We start from the raw sequence: 18,718 nt of genomic DNA on the forward strand, positions 1-18,718 counted from the left end.
AATGGTAGAATCGAATTTTGTCGATTATGTAAAGATACACTGTAAATCAGGGCACGGTGGAGCCGGTTCGGCTCATTTGCGACGCGAGAAATTTGTCCCGAAAGGAGGTCCCGATGGCGGCGACGGTGGACGCGGGGGGCACATAATTCTCGAAGGCAACCAGCATAAATGGACCCTGCTTCACCTGAAATACAGTAAACATGTTAAGGCCGGGAATGGAAATCCCGGCGGTGCACAGCGTAAATTCGGAGCAGACGGAGAAGACATTATCCTTGAAGTTCCGCTCGGAACTATTGCCCGTGATGGAGAAACCGGTGAATTTTTGTTTGAGATTACAGAACATGGCGAGCAAAAAACACTGATGGAAGGCGGCCGGGGCGGACTGGGAAACGACCACTTTAAATCCTCTACAAATCAGACACCGCGCTACGCCCAACCAGGAGAACCCGGTCAGGAAGGATGGAAAATACTGGAACTAAAAGTGTTGGCCGATGTAGGTTTGGTAGGTTTCCCCAGTGCGGGAAAATCGACGCTGTTGTCGGTTGTTTCAGCGGCCAAACCCAAAATTGCAGACTACCCCTTTACAACCCTCACTCCCAACCTTGGAATAGTGAACTACCGCGATGAGCAATCGTTTGTAATGGCTGATATCCCCGGAATAATTGAAGGGGCCAATGAGGGAAAAGGGCTGGGATTACGTTTCCTGCGTCACATTGAGCGCAATTCGATGCTGCTGTTCCTTGTTCCGGCCGACAGCCCGGACCACCTGAAAGAGTATCACATTCTGCTTAACGAACTGGAAAAATACAATCCCGAACTACTCGACAAACAGCGGCTTTTGGCTATCAGCAAGTCCGATATGCTTGACGAAGAGTTGAGTAAGGAAATCAGTACTGAACTAAAAGATGTACCGCATCTGTTTTTTTCATCGGCAACAAGATTTAACATCCCGCAGTTAAAAGACAAAATCTGGCAAATTTTGAATAGTTAATGGATTTATTACAAAAAATATTAGAATTCGACACGGAACTTTTTTTATTTCTCAACGGTTTTCACAGCGATTTCTGGGATACTATCATGCTGATGGTCACCCGCAAAGAAACCTGGATTCCGTTTTACGCCGTAATCCTGTTTTTTATTTTTAAAATTTATAAAAGTAAATGGTGGCTTGTTTTGCTTTTGTTAAGCATAACAATCCTTTTTAGCGACCAGCTGTCTGTATTGCTGAAAGAAACAATTCAACGGTTACGGCCCGTACACAATCCTGAGCTGGAAGGACATGTACATAATGTACTGAGGAAAGGAGGGTTACACGGATTTGTTTCATCGCATGCCGCCAATGTTTTTGCCATTTTTGCTTTTACCACCCGTTTGTTCCGCAACCGGGGCTACTGGTTTCTAATTCTTTTATGGGCAGTGGTTGTCTCCTATTCACGCATTTATTCCGGTGTGCATTACCCGCTCGATATTCTGGGCGGCGCTTTGCTTGGCTGGCTCATCGGAATGGGAACATACAAAGCGCTTATGTTTCTTGAAATCCACTTTTTTCTGTTCCGAAACCCAAAAATTGAAACAACCAACCTTTTGCCCCTGCAAATGGGAACAATATTGCTTGTTTTTTCCATCCTGACAGCTACCATTTTTATAATGGCTTTTATCCTTCACCGCTATAATTACTTATAGATGAACGAATCGTATACGTTTTATTCTCAAAAGGCAAGCACGTATTCCTTTAAATTAAAATCCGTTTCATTTCAGATAAAACGGTTTACCTGGTACCGGCTTACTTCCTTTCTACTGATTTTTATCCCTCTGACAGTTTGGGGTTGGAACGGATGGTTAACAGTGGTGGCATCGTTAATTCCTGCAGCCACCTTCTTCTTTTTAGTGAAAAAGAATATTCAGCTTGAAAAACAAAAAAAGAAGTTCCAGGTACTGAAAAAAATTACCGAAGACGAACTTCTTGCGCTGGAGCACCGGTTCAGCCATTTTGAAAACGGGGAAGATTTTCTGGACACTTCTCATTTCAATTCATACGACCTGGATTTATTTGGCGAAGGCTCCCTGTTTCAGTTTATCAACCGCACTTCCACCCTAAGTGGCCGGCAGCGGTTAGCGGGTTGGCTGCAAAATCCTCCGCTGACCAAGTCAGAAATAGAACAAAAACAGGAAGCCATCCGCGAACTTTCGGCCATTCCCAACTGGAGGCTGTATTTTCTGGCAAACGGACACCTGTTTAAAGAAACGGCCGAACTAAATGAAGAGATCAGGAGATGGTCGGAGACCTCTCTCAACCTGAACCGCTCCGCCGGAATCCGCCTGCTTACCGTTGTCATTCCGGTGCTGACTATCCTTTCCATAATCCCTGCCGTTTTGGGAATGACCAACCTTTTACTGTTTCTGATGATTTTTATCCAGTGGGGGTTGCTGTTTTCCATGACAAAAAGGATAACACAGTATTACCAGTTTTTTGGAAGAAAATCGGAATTACTGGGAAAGTACATGCAACTGCTGGAGTTTATTGAAGAACGGGATTTTAAAGCGCCCTACCTGGCAGAACTTCAAAAAAAAGTGCGCAACCCTGACCGGGCAAGTCATATTTTCCGTCATTTAAAAAAATTGGTCAGCCAGTTTGAATACCGGCAAAACGTGGTGGTTACCATACTACTCAATTCTATATTTTTATGGGATGTCCGCTGTGTTTATAAGCTCTGGGACTGGCACCGGAAAAACCGGAAAAAGCTTACCGCGTGGCTTGATGTTATTGCAGAAACCGATGCACTGATTAGCCTGGCCAACCTGGCATACAATCAAACACAATTCATTTACCCAAAAATTCATGAAGGTGGTTTTACTTTCCACGCCAAACAACTGGGGCATCCGTTGCTTCATGCAGAGAAAAGGGTCTGCAACGACCTGTCCATAACCGGCTGGTCGAAAGTGGGAATTATTACCGGGGCCAACATGGCAGGCAAAAGCACGTTTCTTCGTACAGTGGGCGTCAACCTGATACTTGGGCGCACAGGAGCGCCGGTTAGCGCGCAGGAGTTTGTCTTTACCCCGGTGAAAGTGTACACCAACATGCGGACAACCGATTCCCTGTTAAAAGACGAGTCCTACTTTTTTGCCGAACTGAAAAGAATAAAAGCAGTGCTGGACAGGTTGGAGAATGGTGAACGTATTTTTGTTATTCTCGACGAGATGTTGAAAGGAACAAACTCGGTGGATAAGTTAAACGGCTCAAAGGAATTAATTCGAAAATTGCTGGAATTAAAAGCGGTGGCCCTCATTGCAACCCACGATTTAAAAATCAGTGAAATGGAGAACGAATACCCGCAAATGGTATTCAACAAGTGCTTTGAAATAAAACTGGAAAATAACGAAATGATTTTCGATTATCTTCTCACCGATGGCGTTACACAAACCATGAATGCTACCTTTTTAATGAAAAAGATGGGAATAATTTAGGTGACAAATATATGCAGAAATCGAGTCAATGTTTATCGGGCGGAGGGTACAGGATAAAACCTGTTATGTAGCAGATTTGCTCAAAATTCATTGCAAATTTACGCAAATTTGTAAGCGCAGAATTACAAGTAGATATTAGAGAGTACAGTAATCATTTCGAAACCGGAAAATAAAACAACAAATATGAACTCAAAAGAACAATTTTTAAAAGCCATAAATCACCGGCAACCCGATCGCGTGGTCATCGACTTTGGCTCTACAGCGGTGACAGGTATTCACGTACATGCCATTTCGCGATTGCGCAGGCATTTTGGATTGCAGCGAAAACCCATTCGTGTGATTGAACCATTCCAAATGCTGGGTGAAGTAGGCTGGGAACTGATTGACTCCATCGGCATCGACGTAATCGGTGCCTGGGGAAAAAACAATATGTTCGGATTTAACAACCATGGTCCTTATAAAGAGTGGAAAACCCCTTGGGGACAGCGGGTAATGGTACCGATGAACTTTAATGTTTCCTACAGCGAAGATGGGGATGTATTGATGCATCCCGAAGGCGACACTTCTATCCCGCCCTCAGCCCGAATGCCTAAAACCGGGTATTTTTTCGATGCTATTATCCGACAGAATCCCATTGAGGAGGAGAAGTTAAATGCAGAAGACAACCTGGAAGAGTTTGGACTGATTTCCGATCAGGAGTTGGAACACTGGCGGGTAGAAATTGATAAAGCTTACTTCTCAGGGAAGGCGGTTGTTGCAGCTTTTGGCGGGACCGCGCTCGGTGATATTGCCCTGGTTCCGGGAATGCAACTGCGCAATCCTAAAGGTATTCGTGATGTGGCAGAGTGGTACATGAGCACCATCAGCCGTCCGAAACACATTAAAAAAATCTTCGAAAAGCAGGCTGAAATTGCTATTGAAAACCTGCGTCGTATTTATGCGGTTGTAGGAAACAAAGTGGATGCCGTATTCATGTGCGGAACCGATTTCGGTACACAGGATTCCACTTTTTGCTCGCTGGAACAGTTTGAAGAAATTTGGCTGCCCTACTATAAAAAAATGAACGACTGGATTCACTACAACACACAATGGAAAACCTTTAAACATTCCTGCGGGGCTGTGGAACCATTTCTTGAAGGGTTTATCCGGGCCGGATTCGATATTCTAAACCCGGTACAAATCAATGCCGCCGGTATGGAACCAAAAAAACTGAAAGAAAAATATGGCAGAGACCTTGTTTTCTGGGGAGGCGGAGTAGATACACAAAAAGTGTTACCTTTCGGAACTCCTCAGGAAGTAAGGGAGCAGGTGCTGAGAAACTGTGAAATTTTTATTAAAGACGGTGGTTTCATCTTTAATACAGTTCATAATATACAGGCCAATGTACCTGTAGAAAATATAGTGGCTATGCTTGAGGCAATAAAGGAGTTTAACGGAAGAGGAAGAAATTGACCGACGCCAGGCAGAATTCAACACAGAATGAAACGACTCAAGCTTCGCAGCATATATTAAACAGAATTTGAACTTAACAACATTTTATATTGTTCACTTATTTTTAAACCAACTAAAATGAAACAAGTACCGGGAATAATCCTTTTCTTATTGTTTTTTAATTACTTAAGCGCGCAGAAATACGACGCTACCTGGGAGTCTATTGATAGCAGGCCCGTTCCGGGGTGGTTCGAAGATGTCAAGTTTGGAATTTTTATCCATTGGGGCGTTTATTCTGTACCCGCCTGGGCACCTGCCGATGCTGACATCGGTATTTATGCCAAATATTCTGAATGGTACTGGAGTAAAATCAATAGTGACACCGACGCTGGCAAACTGTTTCGTGAATACCACAACAACATGTATGGTGAAAACTTTAAATACCAGGATTTTGCAGCCGGTTTTAAAGCGCAACATTTTAATCCGAATCACTGGGCCGATGTGTTTAAAAAAGCAGGTGCCAAATATGTTGTACTTACCTCTAAGCATCATGAAGGCTTTACACTTTGGCCAAGTGATCAAAGCTGGAACTGGAACAGTGTTGATATTGGCCCGCACCGTGACCTGTGTGGCGACCTGACCGATGCCGTAAAAAGGGCCGGGCTGCACATGGGATTTTATTATTCTCTTTATGAATGGTATAATCCTCTGTACCACAATAACCTTGAAAAATATGTAGACGACCACATGATTCCGCAAATGAAAGATTTGGTCACCCGCTATGAACCAGACATTCTCTGGACCGACGGTGAATGGGATCATCCAAGTGAAAAGTGGAAAAGTACTGAATTCCTCTCCTGGCTGTATAATGAATCTCCGGTGAAAGATCGTATAGCTGTGAACGATCGCTGGGGGAAAGAAACCCGGGGGGTCCATGGCGGTTATTATACAACCGAATATGATCAGGTACACGGAAATGTTGGCATTGGAGATGTTCAACAACCATGGGAAGAGTGCCGTGGAATCGGCACTTCTTTTGGATACAATCAAATAGAGGATCTTGATAATTATATGACGTCTGACCAACTGGTGGACTTGCTTATTGAAAAAGTAGCTGCCGGCGGCAATCTGCTACTCGATATTGGGCCAACTTCCGACGGTCGAATTCCGGTCATTCAGCAGCAACGCCTTCTCGACATGGGCACCTGGCTCACTATTAACGGAGATGCCATTTATGGAACCCGCAAATGGGAAGGAGCCACAAACAATAATTCCCCAAATGTATATTTCACAAAAAAAGGGAACAACCTATATGTAATATGTACTGAATTTCCTGAAAAACCAGTTTTAGTAAAAGGAATAAAAAAGGCTGAAAAAATTTCGCTCCTTGGTTTTGACGGTAAAATACGGGCTAAAAAATCGGGAAATACATTATCAATTACTCCTCCATCACTTTCTCCATTAACCAATCCCAGTCAATATGCCTGGGTATTTAGAATTGAAAATGTTGAATAAAAACAAATAATAATGAGCAAAGCAAAACAATTTTTAAAGGACCACAAGCTAACAGCTTCGGAAATAGATATTCAAAAACTGACCGACCTGTTTATACGTGATATGGACGCAGGCTTGCAAAACAAGGAAAGTTCGTTGATGATGATTCCCACTTATATCGAAACCGGTAAGGAACTAAAACCTAATCTGCCGGTAATTGCCGTTGATGCGGGCGGAACCAACTTCAGGACTGCGAAGGTTTACTTCGACGAAAAAATGCAACTGGTAACAGAAAACCTGAAAAACACGAGTATGCCTGCTGTTGATAAAGAATTATCAAAAGAGGAATTTTTCGAAAAAATGGCAGAATTCCTGGAAGAATACAAAGCAGAGTCGGAAAAAATAGGTTTCTGTTTTTCTTATGCAGTTGAAATGTTTCCCAACAAGGACGGAAAACTGGTTGAGTGGAGCAAAGAAGTAAAAGCGCCTGAAGTGATTGGGGAAATGATTGGAAAGAAAACACTGGAAGCAATGGGTACCCCTGAAAAGGAGGTGGTTTTACTGAATGATACGGTTGCTACCCTGCTTGCCGGACAGGCTGCCACTGCCGCAAAATCGTATGATACCTATATTGGATTTATTCTTGGCACCGGAACCAACACTTCCTACATTGAATCCAATAAAAACATAACCAAAACACCGAATCTCGATTTGGAGAAAAACCAGATCATTAATATTGAATCAGGCAACTTTGACAAGGTGCCGCGCACTGATATTGATGTGCTGTTTGATAACCAAACCAAAAACCCGGGACGCTATTCGTTTGAGAAAATGTTTTCGGGAGGTTATTTTGGAGGGCTTTGCACTACTGCACTAAAAGTTGCCGCCAATGAAAATGTTTTTTCCGAAGCATCAAAAAATAACATTATTGCGTTAGCAGAACTTACTTCAGAGGAAGTGAACAAGTTTGTCTGTGGAATCAATCCGGATGAAAATATACTGGGAAAATCCCTGGTTTCCGAAGAAGATAAAACAGCAGCAGCCGAAATTATTGAAGGGATGATTGAACGATCTGCCAAACTTGTGGCGGGCAATCTTGCTGCCGTTATCTTAAAAACAGATAAAGCAAAAACGGCTGAAAAGCCAGTGCTCCTGACAATCGAAGGTACAACTTTCTACAAATTGAAAAATTTTCAAAAAATGTTTGAAGGCTTTCTCCAGGAGTTCCTTTCCGGTAAAAATGAGCGTCACTACGAGATTGTTGAAGTAGCAAACTCCAGCTTGCTGGGAGCTGCCATTGCAGGTATAGTAAATTAATAAAAGTTTATCCCTGACAGGGTTACGAGTCCTGTCAGGGATAAAGAAAAAAGGATCAGGCCAGGTACTTCGATATAACCGAAAACAAATCTTTTTGCATTAACGGTTTGGCCAGGTAATCGGTACACCCTGCTGCCAGTGCTTTTTCCCTCTCGCTTGCAAGGGCATAAGCTGTTTGTGCAACAATAAATGCCGTTTTATCCAGTTCCTTAATCTTTATGGCTGCTGAGTATCCATCCAGCACAGGCATTTTTATGTCCATCAAAACCATATCAATGCCGGGGTTGGTTTTATACAACTCCACAGCTTCTTTACCATTCGTTGCAAATAGTACTCTTTTACACTTACTTTCCAGCAATTCGGAAAGATAAATACGGGCCACTTCATCATCTTCAGCTACCAGTACAGTCAGTCTGTTTAACATTTCATCCGGTGTCAGAAAAACCGAAGCAGATTCTTCTACTATATCATTTTCAACACAATCTTCACACGGAATCACAAAACTGAAGGTACTCCCCTTCCCTTCTTCGGAATTTACCTCAATGTTTCCACCCAACATTTCAACATACGACCGTGAAATGTATAGTCCAAGCCCGGCGCCTCCATTTTTACCTGTACGGGAAAAACGACCGAATATATTTTCCTGATCCGCTTTTGCAATTCCCATACCGGTATCTTCCACAAAAAATTCTATCGTTTTATCCTTTTCCCTGCAACCAAAAACGATCTGCCCATTCTCTGTATATTTCAGGCTATTTCCAATCAGGTTACTAAAAACGGCGTACAATTTTTCCTTGTCGGTTGCTATACTAACATCACGTACCTCCAAGGATGTATCTACCTTTAATTCAAGTCCTTGTTTCTCCGCCTCAGGCTGAAAAACGGCAAAAAGATATTCGAATAATTCACTTAAACTGGTCTTCACCTTGACCGGAGCTACAGCACCCGATTCAATTTTTGAAACTACAATCAAATCATCAATTATATCAAGCATCCGCTTTCCGCTGCTTCGTATAATTTCAACATATCGTTGAAGGTTCTCAGGTGTAACCTCCGGATTAAGCAAATCAGCAAATCCTATAATTCCGTTCATGGGAGTCCGAATCTCATGGCTCACATTTACCAAAAAGGCTGAATCCAAAGGTACGTCTTCATTGAACCACCGAGATTCATCAGCAAATTTCCCCTTCAATTCCACCTCCGTCGGAATTTCAAAAAAAGCAAGACGAAACATATACTCCCCATCTGAACTTTCATCGCTGGTTATGCCAAAAAACCGTGCAAAAAAATGGTTGTTATTCGTGACAATTTTCAGATTATAACCATCTTCAAAATTATCAGCTTTCAGATTTTTGATTAAAAAGTTATATATGTCGAGAGAATCCGAAGCAATATAACGGGTAAAATCGGTACCCTTCAATTGGTCGCGATTGGATTGTAATAGTTTTTCGGCCTGGAAATTGGCATCAACTATTTCGTGATTACGATCAAGGATCAGATAAGATACCGGCGCATTATAAAAAAAATCGGCATAACGCTCCCTGTCTTTCAGAAGGTTTTTCAGTAGTTGATCCAACTTTTTGTCCAGCCCGGGTGGTAGCTGAGGCATCGATAATACCTGGTCAACAATCTCCTTCAAATCCCTTATATGATCCTCAAATAAACTCTTATAAACTTCCCGGGCATACTCCTCCCTGGAATTGTTTGGTGCAGTAACAAACGCTTTTTTCATAACAGAAAACCATTAATACAATACGAATATATCCATTTTATCAGAAAATGCGATACAGTAAATAAAACGATTTCAAAATTGAGTGTACTCCGGGATTTAACATTTTTAGCATTGGTACTCATTTTCCAATGCTTTTGACAAATCACCAAATTTTCATTCCTCCCCCCAAAAAGGTAGCCCAGGGAACAATTTCAGCCTTGATTTTGCGTTTGTGGTTAATAATATTGGGTAAGCGGGTATGTAGAACAAAATAATGGAAAAGAAAAAAGGGCAGCTCATCAGCTGCCCTCAAATGTTAACCCCCAAACACACAAGCAATACAGAACGTATTGCCTTACAAATGTAGCAAAACTTTTTCATTTACAAAACCTTCACATTTTTTTCTGGAAAAAAAAATCATTTCAGCAATTGCAAATGATAAAATAATGTACAAGAGATGCCAGGCCCGCTCCTGCAACCGGGCCCAAAACAGGTATCCAGGAGTACTGCCAGTCAGTATTGTCTTTATTTTTTAATGGCAGCAGGGCATGAACTATTCGCGGCCCCAAATCACGAGCAGGATTAATAGCATATCCGGTAGTTCCCCCCAGGCTAAGCCCGATGGAAAATACCACCAACGCCACAGGCAGCGCTCCCAATGACCCCAACCCTACTTTTGTACTGCCACCTAAACTCTGGTATTCCAGTTGAGGTAAAGTAATCAGTAATACAGCCAAAACAAGAACAAAGGTTCCTACCGCTTCAGAAAAAAAGTTATTACGAAAATGCCGGATGGCAGGTCCTGTGCAAAAACAGGCTTTTTTTGCCCCGGCGGTAGCAGTAATGCTAAAATGATGCCGGAAAAATACATAAACAGATAATGCCCCCAACATAGCACCAAGCATTTGAGCCAGAATAAATGGCGCAACTTTAGCCCATTCGAATAAACCGCTAAACGCCAACCCCAACGTAACGGCGGGGTTAATATGGGCTCCGCTGATATCAGCAGTTGACAAAACAGCAACAAACACAGCCATAGCCCATCCTGCTGTAATAACAATCCATCCGCTACCCTGACTATGCGTTTTATCCAGATTAACATTGGCTACGACACCATTGCCCAATAAAATCAAAATAAATGTACCGAGAAATTCTCCAAAAAATTCTATCATTGTTTTTCAGTATTAGTCTTTAGAAAAATAAATTTTGTCTTTTTTCAATGCCCCTCGTACCAGCCTTTGCTGCGTTCTACCGCTTTTCTCCAGTTAGCAATCACTTTTTTGAAAGCGTCCCTGTTTTCCGCTGGTTGAAACCGTCGGTCAACCTGCCATTGCTTTTTCACTTCTTCCATACTTTCCCAGAAACCGGTAGCCAGGCCAGCCAGATAGGCAGCTCCCAATGCCGTCGTCTCTGTCACCTTTGGCCTTACGACATCGGTAGCAATGGCGTCGGCCTGAATTTGCATCAGCAGGTTATTCACTACTGCGCCCCCGTCAACCCGGAGTTCATGTAACGAAATTCCCGAATCCTTTACCATCGTCTCAATTACCTCCATGGATTGTAATGCAATGGCTTCCAACGCTGCCCGCGCAATATGGGCTTTGTTGGTACCCCGGCTCAACCCGGTGATGGTGCCCGCTGCGTACTGGTCCCAGTGTGGTGCTCCCAATCCCACAAAACCGGGCACAAATGAAACCCCGTCGCTGTCATCCACTTCCAGGGCAAGCTCTTCAATCTCTCCTGAAGATTTGATAATCCCCAGTTGGTCGCGAAGCCACTGAACCACAGCCCCGCCAATAAAAATGCTCCCCTCAAGGGCATAGGTAGTTTTTCCTCCTACCTGCCAGGCAATAGTAGTAAGCAAATTGTGTTTTGAAGCAATGGGCTTGCTTCCGGTGTTCATCACAACAAAACAGCCTGTTCCGTACGTATTTTTCACCATCCCTTCTCCGGAACACATCTGGCCAAACAATGCTGCCTGCTGATCCCCGGCGATGCCGGCAACCGGAATTTCCTCACCTAAAATATCTTTATCCGTATTTCCGTAAATCTCACTGCTTGGTTTTACGTTGGGCAACATTTGTTTCGGAACACCGAGTATTTCCAAAAGCTCGTCGTCCCATTGCAATGTGTGAATATTGAACAATAGTGTACGACTGGCATTGGTTACGTCCGTTATGTGAAGTTTTCCGCCAGTGAGTTTCCATATCAGCCAGGTATCCACCGTGCCAAAAGCCAGCTTACCTGCCAGCGCCTGTTCACGGACACCTTCCACATTATCGAGTATCCACTTGATTTTTGTTCCTGAAAAATAGGCATCGAGCACAAGGCCTGTTTTTTTTGCGAAAGTGTTTTCCAACCCCCGACTTTTTAGTTCGTCACAAATACTTGCTGTACGACGATCCTGCCACACAATAGCATTATAAACCGGTTCGCCTGTTTCCCGATTCCAGACAAGGGTAGTTTCGCGCTGATTGGTGATGCCAATGCCGGCCACCTCTGAGGGCGAAACCTTTTGCTTTTCCAACACCTCGCGGGCCACTTTCAACTGTGTTTCCCAAATATCATGCGGACGGTGCTCTACCCAGCCGGGACGAGGATAAACCTGTTCGAATTCCTGTTGTGCCATTCCGGCTATTTCTCCCGAATGGCTAAACAGAATAGCCCGGTTGCTCGTAGTGCCGGAATCAAGCGAAAGAATGTATTTCTGCATGGGTTCAGATTTTTAATTTTAGAAATGATTTATGTTCGTTGAAAATACAACATTCGCGCAAATTAAAAAGAAAATTTTATAATCTTCCTATCTTTGCCGGCCGAAATAGAGGACAATGAATATTAGTACAAATAAGGTTGCTGTTATCGGAAGCGGAAGCTGGGCAACGGCTTTATCAAAAATGTTGCTTGAAAATGTAGGGCAAATCAATTGGTTTTTCAGAAAAAAAGAGACCGTTGAAAGGTTTAAAAAATTGAAAAGTAATCCGCGATATCTGCAAAGTGTAGAATTCGATCTTGATCGCATTCAATTTTATACAAACATAAATAAAATTACCAGTGAGTCGGATATACTGGTTTTAGCTGTTCCGTCTGCCTTCCTGCCAGGAATTCTGGAAAAAGTTAAATCCGATCTCCGCCATAAATATATTTTGTCGGGTATTAAGGGTATTGTTTCGGAAGAGAACCTCCTGATGGTGGAATACCTGAACAAACATTTTAATGTACCGTTTGAGAATATGGGCGTCATTGCCGGACCATGCCACGCAGAGGAAGTAGCCCTTGAAAAACTTTCGTACCTGACCCTCGCCGGTCTGGATGAAAGCAAAGCAGCTAATTTTGCCCGTTTGGTAAATTGCAACTACATTTTCACATCGGTTTCCGATGACATTTGGGGAACAGAATATACCTCGGTCATTAAAAATATTATTGCTATCGGGGCGGGAATTGCCCATGGTTTACGCTACGGCGATAATTTTCATGCAGTACTGGTTTCCAACGCTATCCGTGAAATAAAACGATTCGTTGATACCGTTCACCCCATTAACAGGGACATTAAGGATTCGGCGTATCTTGGCGATCTGATGGTAACGGTTTATTCACAGTTTAGCCGGAACCGGATGTTTGGGACGATGATTGGGAAAGGGTATTCCGTAAAAAATGCGATTCTCGACATGGATATGGTTGCTGAAGGCTATTATGCTTCAAAGTCCATCTATGAGATCAATAAAAAGTATGGTGTATCCATGCCTATCTCCGAAGCTGTTTACCGGATTTTGTATGAAAATGCATCTCCGAAAAGAGAGATCGAACGGTTAACAAAAAAGTTGACTTAGCAATTACAGCATTGCCACGTTGTTGAAAAGAATAAAAAAAGGGAACCCGAACCGGATTCCCTTTTGTATTTTTTTACAATGATTCTCCAAAATCTTTTTTGAATTTGGCCAACAGTTTTTCAGGCCAATCGGTTTTGGCTTTCAGGCGTCCCATAAAGAAACGCAGCAGTGGCGGTTCTTCAACCCATTCCAAACCACCAATCAACTCACGGTTATCATAGAGCCATTTTACGCGGTCAACCACAAACATGGTTTGCGAGAGGGTAAACACACGGCGCGGGAATGCAAGGCGGAGTAATTCCACATCGGCCAGAATATCATCGCCATTTTCGTCGCGAACGCTGGAGATGGTTCCCCGTTCCATTCCACGAATACCGGAAATAATAAAAAGTGCGGAAGCCAATGCTCCGGCCGGATATTCAGCCTGAGGCACATGTGGTAAAAATCCTTTGGCATCTACGTGGCACCCCAGGGCTCCGGGAGGAGTAATTACGGGTATTCCGGCAGCGTCGAGCTGGTTTACGGCATAGGCAATAAATGAAGGCGACTGACTGATAACGGTTTCATCGCAGGTTTCGTTAATCCCCACTGCCATTGCCTCAATTTCACGAACTGACATTCCTCCATAAGTAAGGAACCCTTCGTAAAGCACGAGCAGGTCGCGCATTTTCATGTAGAGATCTTTGCTGTTGGTTACAATTCCGCCCCCACGTGTGGAGCTAACCTTACGGCTCGAGAAATATACAAGGTCGGCATAGCTACACATTTCCAGCAGGATATCTTTGATATTGGCATTTTTAAATTCTTCTTCCCGTTGTTTTATGAAGTAAGCATTTTCGCCAATTAAACTGGCATCCAATACCATCATCGTTTCGTTTTCATCGCATACTTTTTTCACGTCACGCATGTTTTGCATCGAAAAAGGCTGCCCGCCAATCAGGTTGGTAGACGCTTCCATACGTACAAATGCGACGCGTTCTTTTCCGTATTCTTTGAAAACGGCTTTCAGTTTTTCAATGTCGATATTGCCTTTGAACAGTTTGCTGCTCTTAATCTCCAGAGCATCGTCAGCAAAAATCTCCAACACCTTACCACCGTTTAGTTCCATGTGTTCTTTGGTTGTTGTAAAGTGGTAATTCATTGGGATAACATCGCCTTTTTTAATGAAAGCCTGAGAAACGATGTTTTCGGCAGCACGTCCCTGGTGTGCCGGCAACACGTAATGTTTTCCAAACACATCGCGGAGTGCCCGTTCCATGCGGTAAAAACTTTGCGACCCGGCATAAGCATCGTCGGCCTGCAGCATCGAAGAAACCTGGTTGTCACTCATGGCATTGGTGCCCGAGTCGGTAAGCATATCAAGGAAAACATCTTTTGTACTCAGCAAAAAAGTATTGAACCCTGCCTCTTCCATCGCAGCTTTGCGTTCTTCAATCGGTTTTAGAAATAACTTTTGTACGATACGTACTTTGTGTAGTTCCACCGGAATCTGTTCGCCACTATAAAATTTAATGGCACTGTTCTGATCTGTCATTTTTATATGATTTATAATTTCAGTTTAAAAAAAAATCAAAAATAATTTCTTCAATCTGAAATCCGCTATAAAATAATCACTTGTTTACTTTTTGAACGATATTTATAATTAGTCAAAATAACGATAATTTAAAAGCCTGTAAGAATTGAATAAAAGAAGGATACAGGTTCTTAAATCAGAAAAACAGGATAAAAATCGTATAAAAAAGTGCTATCCTTTATAAAAAGGAGTATAAATCCATTGGAGATTACGCGTAAATGAGTTCAAGTATCCTTTCCAGCCATTTTACATCAACAGCGTCAAAATTGGCTTTTTCTTTGCTGTCCACATCCAGAACACCGATAATTTCTCCTTCCCGGTTTTTTAACGGTACCACAATTTCGGAATTGGAACGCGAGTCGCAGGCAATGTGCCCGGGAAACAGGTGAACATCTTCCACCACCACCGCATTTTTTTGGTTAAACGCTGCCCAGCAAACCCCTTTGTTCTTCTCAAGAACCTGGCAAGCCACCGGCCCCTGATACATTTGTACAGTCATTTCTCCGTTTTCCAGTATGTAAAAACCTGTCCAAAAAAAAGTTTCCATTTTGTGGTGCAAGACGGCGACGATGGTAGCCATCCTTGCAACCGGGCTGTTACTTTTTAAAACCAATTCACTCAGCTGGTTATATATTCGGGAATAACGACCTTCTTTTTTATTTTCTTCCATAAAAACACTGTTCGGTTTAATCTGCGAAAGAACAAAAAAGGAATGACTTTTAAAAATCGATTTTTCCTGCAAAGTATCGACAGGTAAACCGGGAGAGCCGTAGTTTCCCAACAGGTTGCGGTAGTTTGGTCCAGCAATTTATAAAGGTCCGGTTTAGAATGTACGATTTAAAACCGTGACACGCATTTTAAACTCACTATAATTTCCTTATTTTTGCCCCCCTGAAATAAAACATGAACAATGGCACAAAAACCGTCTATTCCGAAAGGAACCCGTGATTTTTCACCAGCCGAAGTGGTGAAACGGAATTACATTTTCAATACCATTAAAAAAGTTTTCCGGCTGTACGGCTTTCAACCCATTGAAACGCCTGCCATGGAAAACCTTTCAACCCTGATGGGAAAGTATGGTGAAGAGGGTGACAAGCTGCTGTTCAAAATTCTGAATTCGGGTGATTTTATTTCAAAGGTGCCCAATGAACTGCTGGACAAAAAGGATTCCAATAAGCTTACTCCTAAACTTTCTGAAAAAGGGCTGCGCTACGACCTCACTGTGCCGTTTGCCCGGTTTGTAGTACAATACCGTAACGACATTGTTTTTCCTTTCCGCCGTTACCAAATGCAGCCTGTGTGGCGTGCCGATCGCCCGCAGAAAGGACGTTACCGTGAGTTTTACCAATGCGACGCAGACGTAATTGGCAGTAACAGCCTGCTAAATGAAGCAGAACTTATTCAGATTATAGACAATGTTTTCACACAACTGAAAATCAATGCAATTGTAAAATTAAATAACCGGAAAATTCTGGCCGGAATTGCCGAAATAATTGGGGAGCATGAACGTCTGACCGACATTACCGTTGCCATCGATAAGCTGGAAAAAATAGGAATCGAAAATGTAAACCGGGAACTGGAGGAAAAAGGTGTTTCGAAGGTAGCCGTTGAAAACCTTCAACCAATACTGGCGCTTCAAGGCAGTACCGGTGAAAAAATGGTTCAGTTGGAATCCATTCTTGCTGCTTCGGAAATTGGAATGAAGGGAGTGGAAGAGCTCAAAACGCTTTTTAATTACCTCCAGCCAATGGGGCTGAATACCGGTGTAGAACTGGATCTCACACTGGCCCGCGGGTTGAACTATTATACCGGCGCCATTATCGAAGTAAAAACCACCGACATGGAAATGGGCAGTATTTGTGGCGGCGGACGCTACGACGATTTAACCGGCATTTTCGGACTGCCAGGAGTTTCGGGCGTCGGCATTTCCTTCGGGGCCGAACGCATTTATGATGTACTGGAACAGCTCAACCTTTTTCCACAGGAATCACCTGAAATTACCCGTGTCATGTTTGTAAATTTCGGAGAAAAAGAAGAAGCCTACTGCCTGCCCGTTCTGACAAAATTGCGCAGCGCAGGCATCAATTCAGAAATTTATCCTGAAAGTGCCAAGATGAAAAAACAGATGAACTATGCCAATAAAAAACAAATTCAGTTTGTAGTTTTGGCAGGCGAGTCGGAAATAGCCGAACAAAAATTTACCCTGAAAAATATGCAAACAGGAGAACAGCAACTGTTAGGCACTGAAGAACTGATAAATACCATTTCCAAATCATAAAAAAAGCCGGGAAAAAATCCCGGCTTTTTATGTCGATTTTCGAAACGTTTCTGACAGAATGAGTAAAATCCTGAGTAAATAGCCTTTTAAATTGATTCGGTTTCTACAACTTTCGACAGGATATCGGCATAAGGCACCAACAGGTACTTTTTACCATCAAAGTCGATTTCCGTACCCGAAAACTTTTTGTAAAGAACCTCATCTCCAGGTGCAATCTCGGCATTTTCGATGTTGCTAACGGCAACGACTTTTCCAACTTCCTGCTTTTCTTTTGCAGAATCGGGAATAATAATTCCCGCGGCGGTTTTTTGTTCCGCACTGTCCTCAGAAAGTTCCAGCAGAACATTCTGATTAATTGGCTGTAACTCTTTCATTTTTACCATTCTTTAATTAACGTTTAACACTAATTTGAAGTTAACAAATATTTGCTGATGTTATCTTTAAACATCTTTTTTGTATCTTCTTTTGAACGGGCAATACCTGACATCATGACTGGTTTTCCGTTTTGTGGGATGTAAAGAAAAGCAGGAATACTGCTCACCCCGAATACCGATGCCAATTCACGTTCTTTTTCAGTATCAATTTTATACACGTAAATATCACCGGCATACTCTTTCGAAATTTCTTCAAGAATAGGGGAAGCAATTTTACATGGTCCGCACCAATCGGCATAAAAATCGATCAATGCCGGCTTATCGCCTTTATAAACCCACTCCTGCGGTGAATTTTGATAATCCCACACTTTGTTCAGGAAAACCTCTTTGGTTAAGAGAACTGAGCCACCTGCAGTCCCTTTTTCTTCAGATACCATTTGAACGGGCGCAGAAGCCTCCGAAGTTTCACTGCTTTTGTCTTTTGCCTGGCCTGAATTACAGCTTTGTAATGTAATGGCTGCCAATGCCAGAATAAATACTACCTTTTTCATTTTATTTCAATTTTAATTTATTCCCAATAATGAATTTATTCTCGTTTTGTCGAAACCTACAATTATTTCTCCGTTAATATCCGTTTGAGGAACCCCCTGCTGGCCACTCCTTCGTACCATTTCCTCGGCAGCTTTCTGATCCCGCGAAACGTCTACCTCACGGTAGCGTACGCCATGCTCCTGAAAGTGCCTTTTAACAACGTTGCACCAGGTGCAGGTAGGCGTGGTGTAAACCGTTACATTCTTTTGTACCTTCTTTTCTCCGTTGGCAGAAACCAGTACTGCCGGTTTGTCAAAAATAGCATTAAATTGTTCCGGTTGATGACATCCTTTTACAATATTCCTCAATACCCCTTTTTCAAAATGAAGGGCAGAAGGCACGCTGGTTACACCATATTCAGGATGAATATCCCTTACCTGCGCTACATCAGCGGCATAAAAAATAGTGTTATTGTCTTCCCCTTCAGCCATTTTTTCCCCTTTTTGATAATTTTCGAAAGCGCAGTCACTCTGTACCGATCCTTTTTTATATAACAACAGCCAAACATTTTCGTTCTGTGCTGTTTCATTTTTTAATTCCTGTAAAGATTCAACTTTTTTCATTTCCCAAAAATATATAATTATTTACATATATGAAATAGTCAATAACAATACCTGTGCCATTTCATTCTGTTTACAATTTGTCATGAAACAG

The 18,718-nt window shown here is 42.6% G+C and carries 16 protein-coding genes; 8 read left to right on the forward strand and 8 right to left on the reverse strand.

The annotated features are described in order from the left end of the window. Position 1: 1 nt before the first annotated feature. The 6 genes from obgE (at position 2) to D1164_RS16390 (ending at position 7,710) form a co-directional block, all read left to right on the forward strand. A complete protein-coding gene (gene obgE / locus D1164_RS16365; protein WP_119350966.1) occupies positions 2-991 on the forward strand; it encodes a GTPase ObgE in 990 nt (329 codons plus the stop codon). After that, a complete protein-coding gene (locus D1164_RS16370) occupies positions 991-1,683 on the forward strand; it encodes a phosphatase PAP2 family protein (protein WP_119350967.1) in 693 nt (230 codons plus the stop codon). Before obgE ends, D1164_RS16370 begins: the two co-directional genes overlap by 1 nt. After that, positions 1,684-3,468, forward strand: coding sequence for a MutS-related protein (locus tag D1164_RS16375; protein WP_119350968.1), 1,785 nt, complete (start codon positions 1,684-1,686; stop codon positions 3,466-3,468). A 183-nt stretch (positions 3,469-3,651) separates the two neighbouring features. Further along, positions 3,652-4,920 carry a uroporphyrinogen decarboxylase family protein gene (locus tag D1164_RS16380; RefSeq protein WP_119350969.1) on the forward strand — a complete coding sequence of 423 codons (1,269 nt, stop codon included), beginning with the start codon at positions 3,652-3,654 and terminating at the stop codon, positions 4,918-4,920. Between the two features lie 117 nt (positions 4,921-5,037). Continuing rightward, positions 5,038-6,414 (forward strand): alpha-L-fucosidase, encoded by a 1,377-nt coding sequence (locus tag D1164_RS16385; RefSeq protein WP_119350970.1) that lies wholly within the window; start codon positions 5,038-5,040, stop codon positions 6,412-6,414. Positions 6,415-6,426: 12 nt separating this feature from the next. Beyond that, entirely contained in the window at positions 6,427-7,710 is a 1,284-nt protein-coding gene (locus D1164_RS16390) for a hexokinase family protein (RefSeq protein ID WP_119350971.1), read from the forward strand. Positions 7,711-7,765: 55 nt separating this feature from the next. On the opposite strand, the gene D1164_RS16395 is transcribed toward D1164_RS16390, so the two are convergent. The 3 genes from D1164_RS16395 to glpK all read right to left on the reverse strand — a co-directional run bounded on the left by D1164_RS16395 (position 7,766) and on the right by glpK (position 12,134). Continuing rightward, complete coding sequence (locus tag D1164_RS16395) at positions 7,766-9,442, reverse strand: hybrid sensor histidine kinase/response regulator (RefSeq protein WP_119350972.1); 1,677 nt, start codon at positions 9,440-9,442, stop codon at positions 7,766-7,768. Positions 9,443-9,843: 401 nt separating this feature from the next. Next, positions 9,844-10,593, reverse strand: a complete 750-nt coding sequence (locus D1164_RS16400; protein ID WP_119350973.1) for an MIP/aquaporin family protein — start codon at positions 10,591-10,593, stop codon at positions 9,844-9,846. A 44-nt stretch (positions 10,594-10,637) separates the two neighbouring features. After that, positions 10,638-12,134 carry a glycerol kinase GlpK gene (glpK, locus tag D1164_RS16405; protein WP_119350974.1) on the reverse strand — a complete coding sequence of 499 codons (1,497 nt, stop codon included), beginning with the start codon at positions 12,132-12,134 and terminating at the stop codon, positions 10,638-10,640. A gap of 115 nt (positions 12,135-12,249) precedes the next feature. Between glpK and D1164_RS16410 the strand changes: the two genes are divergently transcribed. Next, positions 12,250-13,248 carry an NAD(P)H-dependent glycerol-3-phosphate dehydrogenase gene (locus D1164_RS16410; RefSeq protein WP_119350975.1) on the forward strand — a complete coding sequence of 333 codons (999 nt, stop codon included), beginning with the start codon at positions 12,250-12,252 and terminating at the stop codon, positions 13,246-13,248. A 73-nt stretch (positions 13,249-13,321) separates the two neighbouring features. On the opposite strand, the gene D1164_RS16415 is transcribed toward D1164_RS16410, so the two are convergent. After that, complete coding sequence (locus D1164_RS16415; protein ID WP_119350976.1) at positions 13,322-14,782, reverse strand: tryptophanase; 1,461 nt, start codon at positions 14,780-14,782, stop codon at positions 13,322-13,324. 247 nt (positions 14,783-15,029) lie between these two features. Then, on the reverse strand, positions 15,030-15,491 hold the full coding sequence (locus D1164_RS16420; protein ID WP_119351017.1) for a GAF domain-containing protein: 462 nt from the start codon (positions 15,489-15,491) through the stop codon (positions 15,030-15,032). Between the two features lie 240 nt (positions 15,492-15,731). Here D1164_RS16420 and hisS point away from each other — a divergent pair, with 240 nt between their 5' ends. Continuing rightward, complete coding sequence (gene hisS / locus D1164_RS16425; RefSeq protein ID WP_119350977.1) at positions 15,732-17,099, forward strand: histidine--tRNA ligase; 1,368 nt, start codon at positions 15,732-15,734, stop codon at positions 17,097-17,099. Positions 17,100-17,185: 86 nt separating this feature from the next. On the opposite strand, the gene D1164_RS16430 is transcribed toward hisS, so the two are convergent. The 3 genes from D1164_RS16430 to D1164_RS16440 are packed head-to-tail and all read right to left on the reverse strand — an operon-like array spanning position 17,186 to position 18,627. Further along, positions 17,186-17,473, reverse strand: coding sequence for a co-chaperone GroES (locus D1164_RS16430; protein WP_119351018.1), 288 nt, complete (start codon positions 17,471-17,473; stop codon positions 17,186-17,188). A 29-nt stretch (positions 17,474-17,502) separates the two neighbouring features. Further along, a complete protein-coding gene (locus tag D1164_RS16435; RefSeq protein ID WP_119350978.1) occupies positions 17,503-18,024 on the reverse strand; it encodes a thioredoxin family protein in 522 nt (173 codons plus the stop codon). Between the two features lie 12 nt (positions 18,025-18,036). Continuing rightward, a complete protein-coding gene (locus D1164_RS16440; protein ID WP_206611039.1) occupies positions 18,037-18,627 on the reverse strand; it encodes a glutaredoxin domain-containing protein in 591 nt (196 codons plus the stop codon). Positions 18,628-18,718: the final 91 nt, after the last annotated feature.

This window comes from Mariniphaga sediminis (assembly GCF_003573545.1).
GTDB lineage: Bacteria > Bacteroidota > Bacteroidia > Bacteroidales > Prolixibacteraceae > Mariniphaga > Mariniphaga sediminis.

What these genes read in the sequence shown, in the direction of transcription:
- hisS (WP_119350977.1), top strand. Translation starts at nt 15,732, where the DNA reads ATGGCACAAAAACCGTCTATTCCGAAAGGAACCCGTGATTTTTCACCA.
- D1164_RS16415 (WP_119350976.1), bottom strand. Translation starts at nt 14,782, where the DNA reads ATGACAGATCAGAACAGTGCCATTAAATTTTATAGTGGCGAACAGATT.
- D1164_RS16375 (WP_119350968.1), top strand. Translation starts at nt 1,684, where the DNA reads ATGAACGAATCGTATACGTTTTATTCTCAAAAGGCAAGCACGTATTCC.
- D1164_RS16385 (WP_119350970.1), top strand. Translation starts at nt 5,038, where the DNA reads ATGAAACAAGTACCGGGAATAATCCTTTTCTTATTGTTTTTTAATTAC.
- D1164_RS16390 (WP_119350971.1), top strand. Translation starts at nt 6,427, where the DNA reads ATGAGCAAAGCAAAACAATTTTTAAAGGACCACAAGCTAACAGCTTCG.
- D1164_RS16400 (WP_119350973.1), bottom strand. Translation starts at nt 10,593, where the DNA reads ATGATAGAATTTTTTGGAGAATTTCTCGGTACATTTATTTTGATTTTA.
- D1164_RS16380 (WP_119350969.1), top strand. Translation starts at nt 3,652, where the DNA reads ATGAACTCAAAAGAACAATTTTTAAAAGCCATAAATCACCGGCAACCC.
- D1164_RS16430 (WP_119351018.1), bottom strand. Translation starts at nt 17,473, where the DNA reads ATGAAAGAGTTACAGCCAATTAATCAGAATGTTCTGCTGGAACTTTCT.
- D1164_RS16370 (WP_119350967.1), top strand. Translation starts at nt 991, where the DNA reads ATGGATTTATTACAAAAAATATTAGAATTCGACACGGAACTTTTTTTA.
- D1164_RS16420 (WP_119351017.1), bottom strand. Translation starts at nt 15,491, where the DNA reads ATGGAAGAAAATAAAAAAGAAGGTCGTTATTCCCGAATATATAACCAG.
- D1164_RS16435 (WP_119350978.1), bottom strand. Translation starts at nt 18,024, where the DNA reads ATGAAAAAGGTAGTATTTATTCTGGCATTGGCAGCCATTACATTACAA.
- D1164_RS16395 (WP_119350972.1), bottom strand. Translation starts at nt 9,442, where the DNA reads ATGAAAAAAGCGTTTGTTACTGCACCAAACAATTCCAGGGAGGAGTAT.
- D1164_RS16440 (WP_206611039.1), bottom strand. Translation starts at nt 18,627, where the DNA reads ATGAAAAAAGTTGAATCTTTACAGGAATTAAAAAATGAAACAGCACAG.
- glpK (WP_119350974.1), bottom strand. Translation starts at nt 12,134, where the DNA reads ATGCAGAAATACATTCTTTCGCTTGATTCCGGCACTACGAGCAACCGG.
- D1164_RS16410 (WP_119350975.1), top strand. Translation starts at nt 12,250, where the DNA reads ATGAATATTAGTACAAATAAGGTTGCTGTTATCGGAAGCGGAAGCTGG.
- obgE (WP_119350966.1), top strand. Translation starts at nt 2, where the DNA reads ATGGTAGAATCGAATTTTGTCGATTATGTAAAGATACACTGTAAATCA.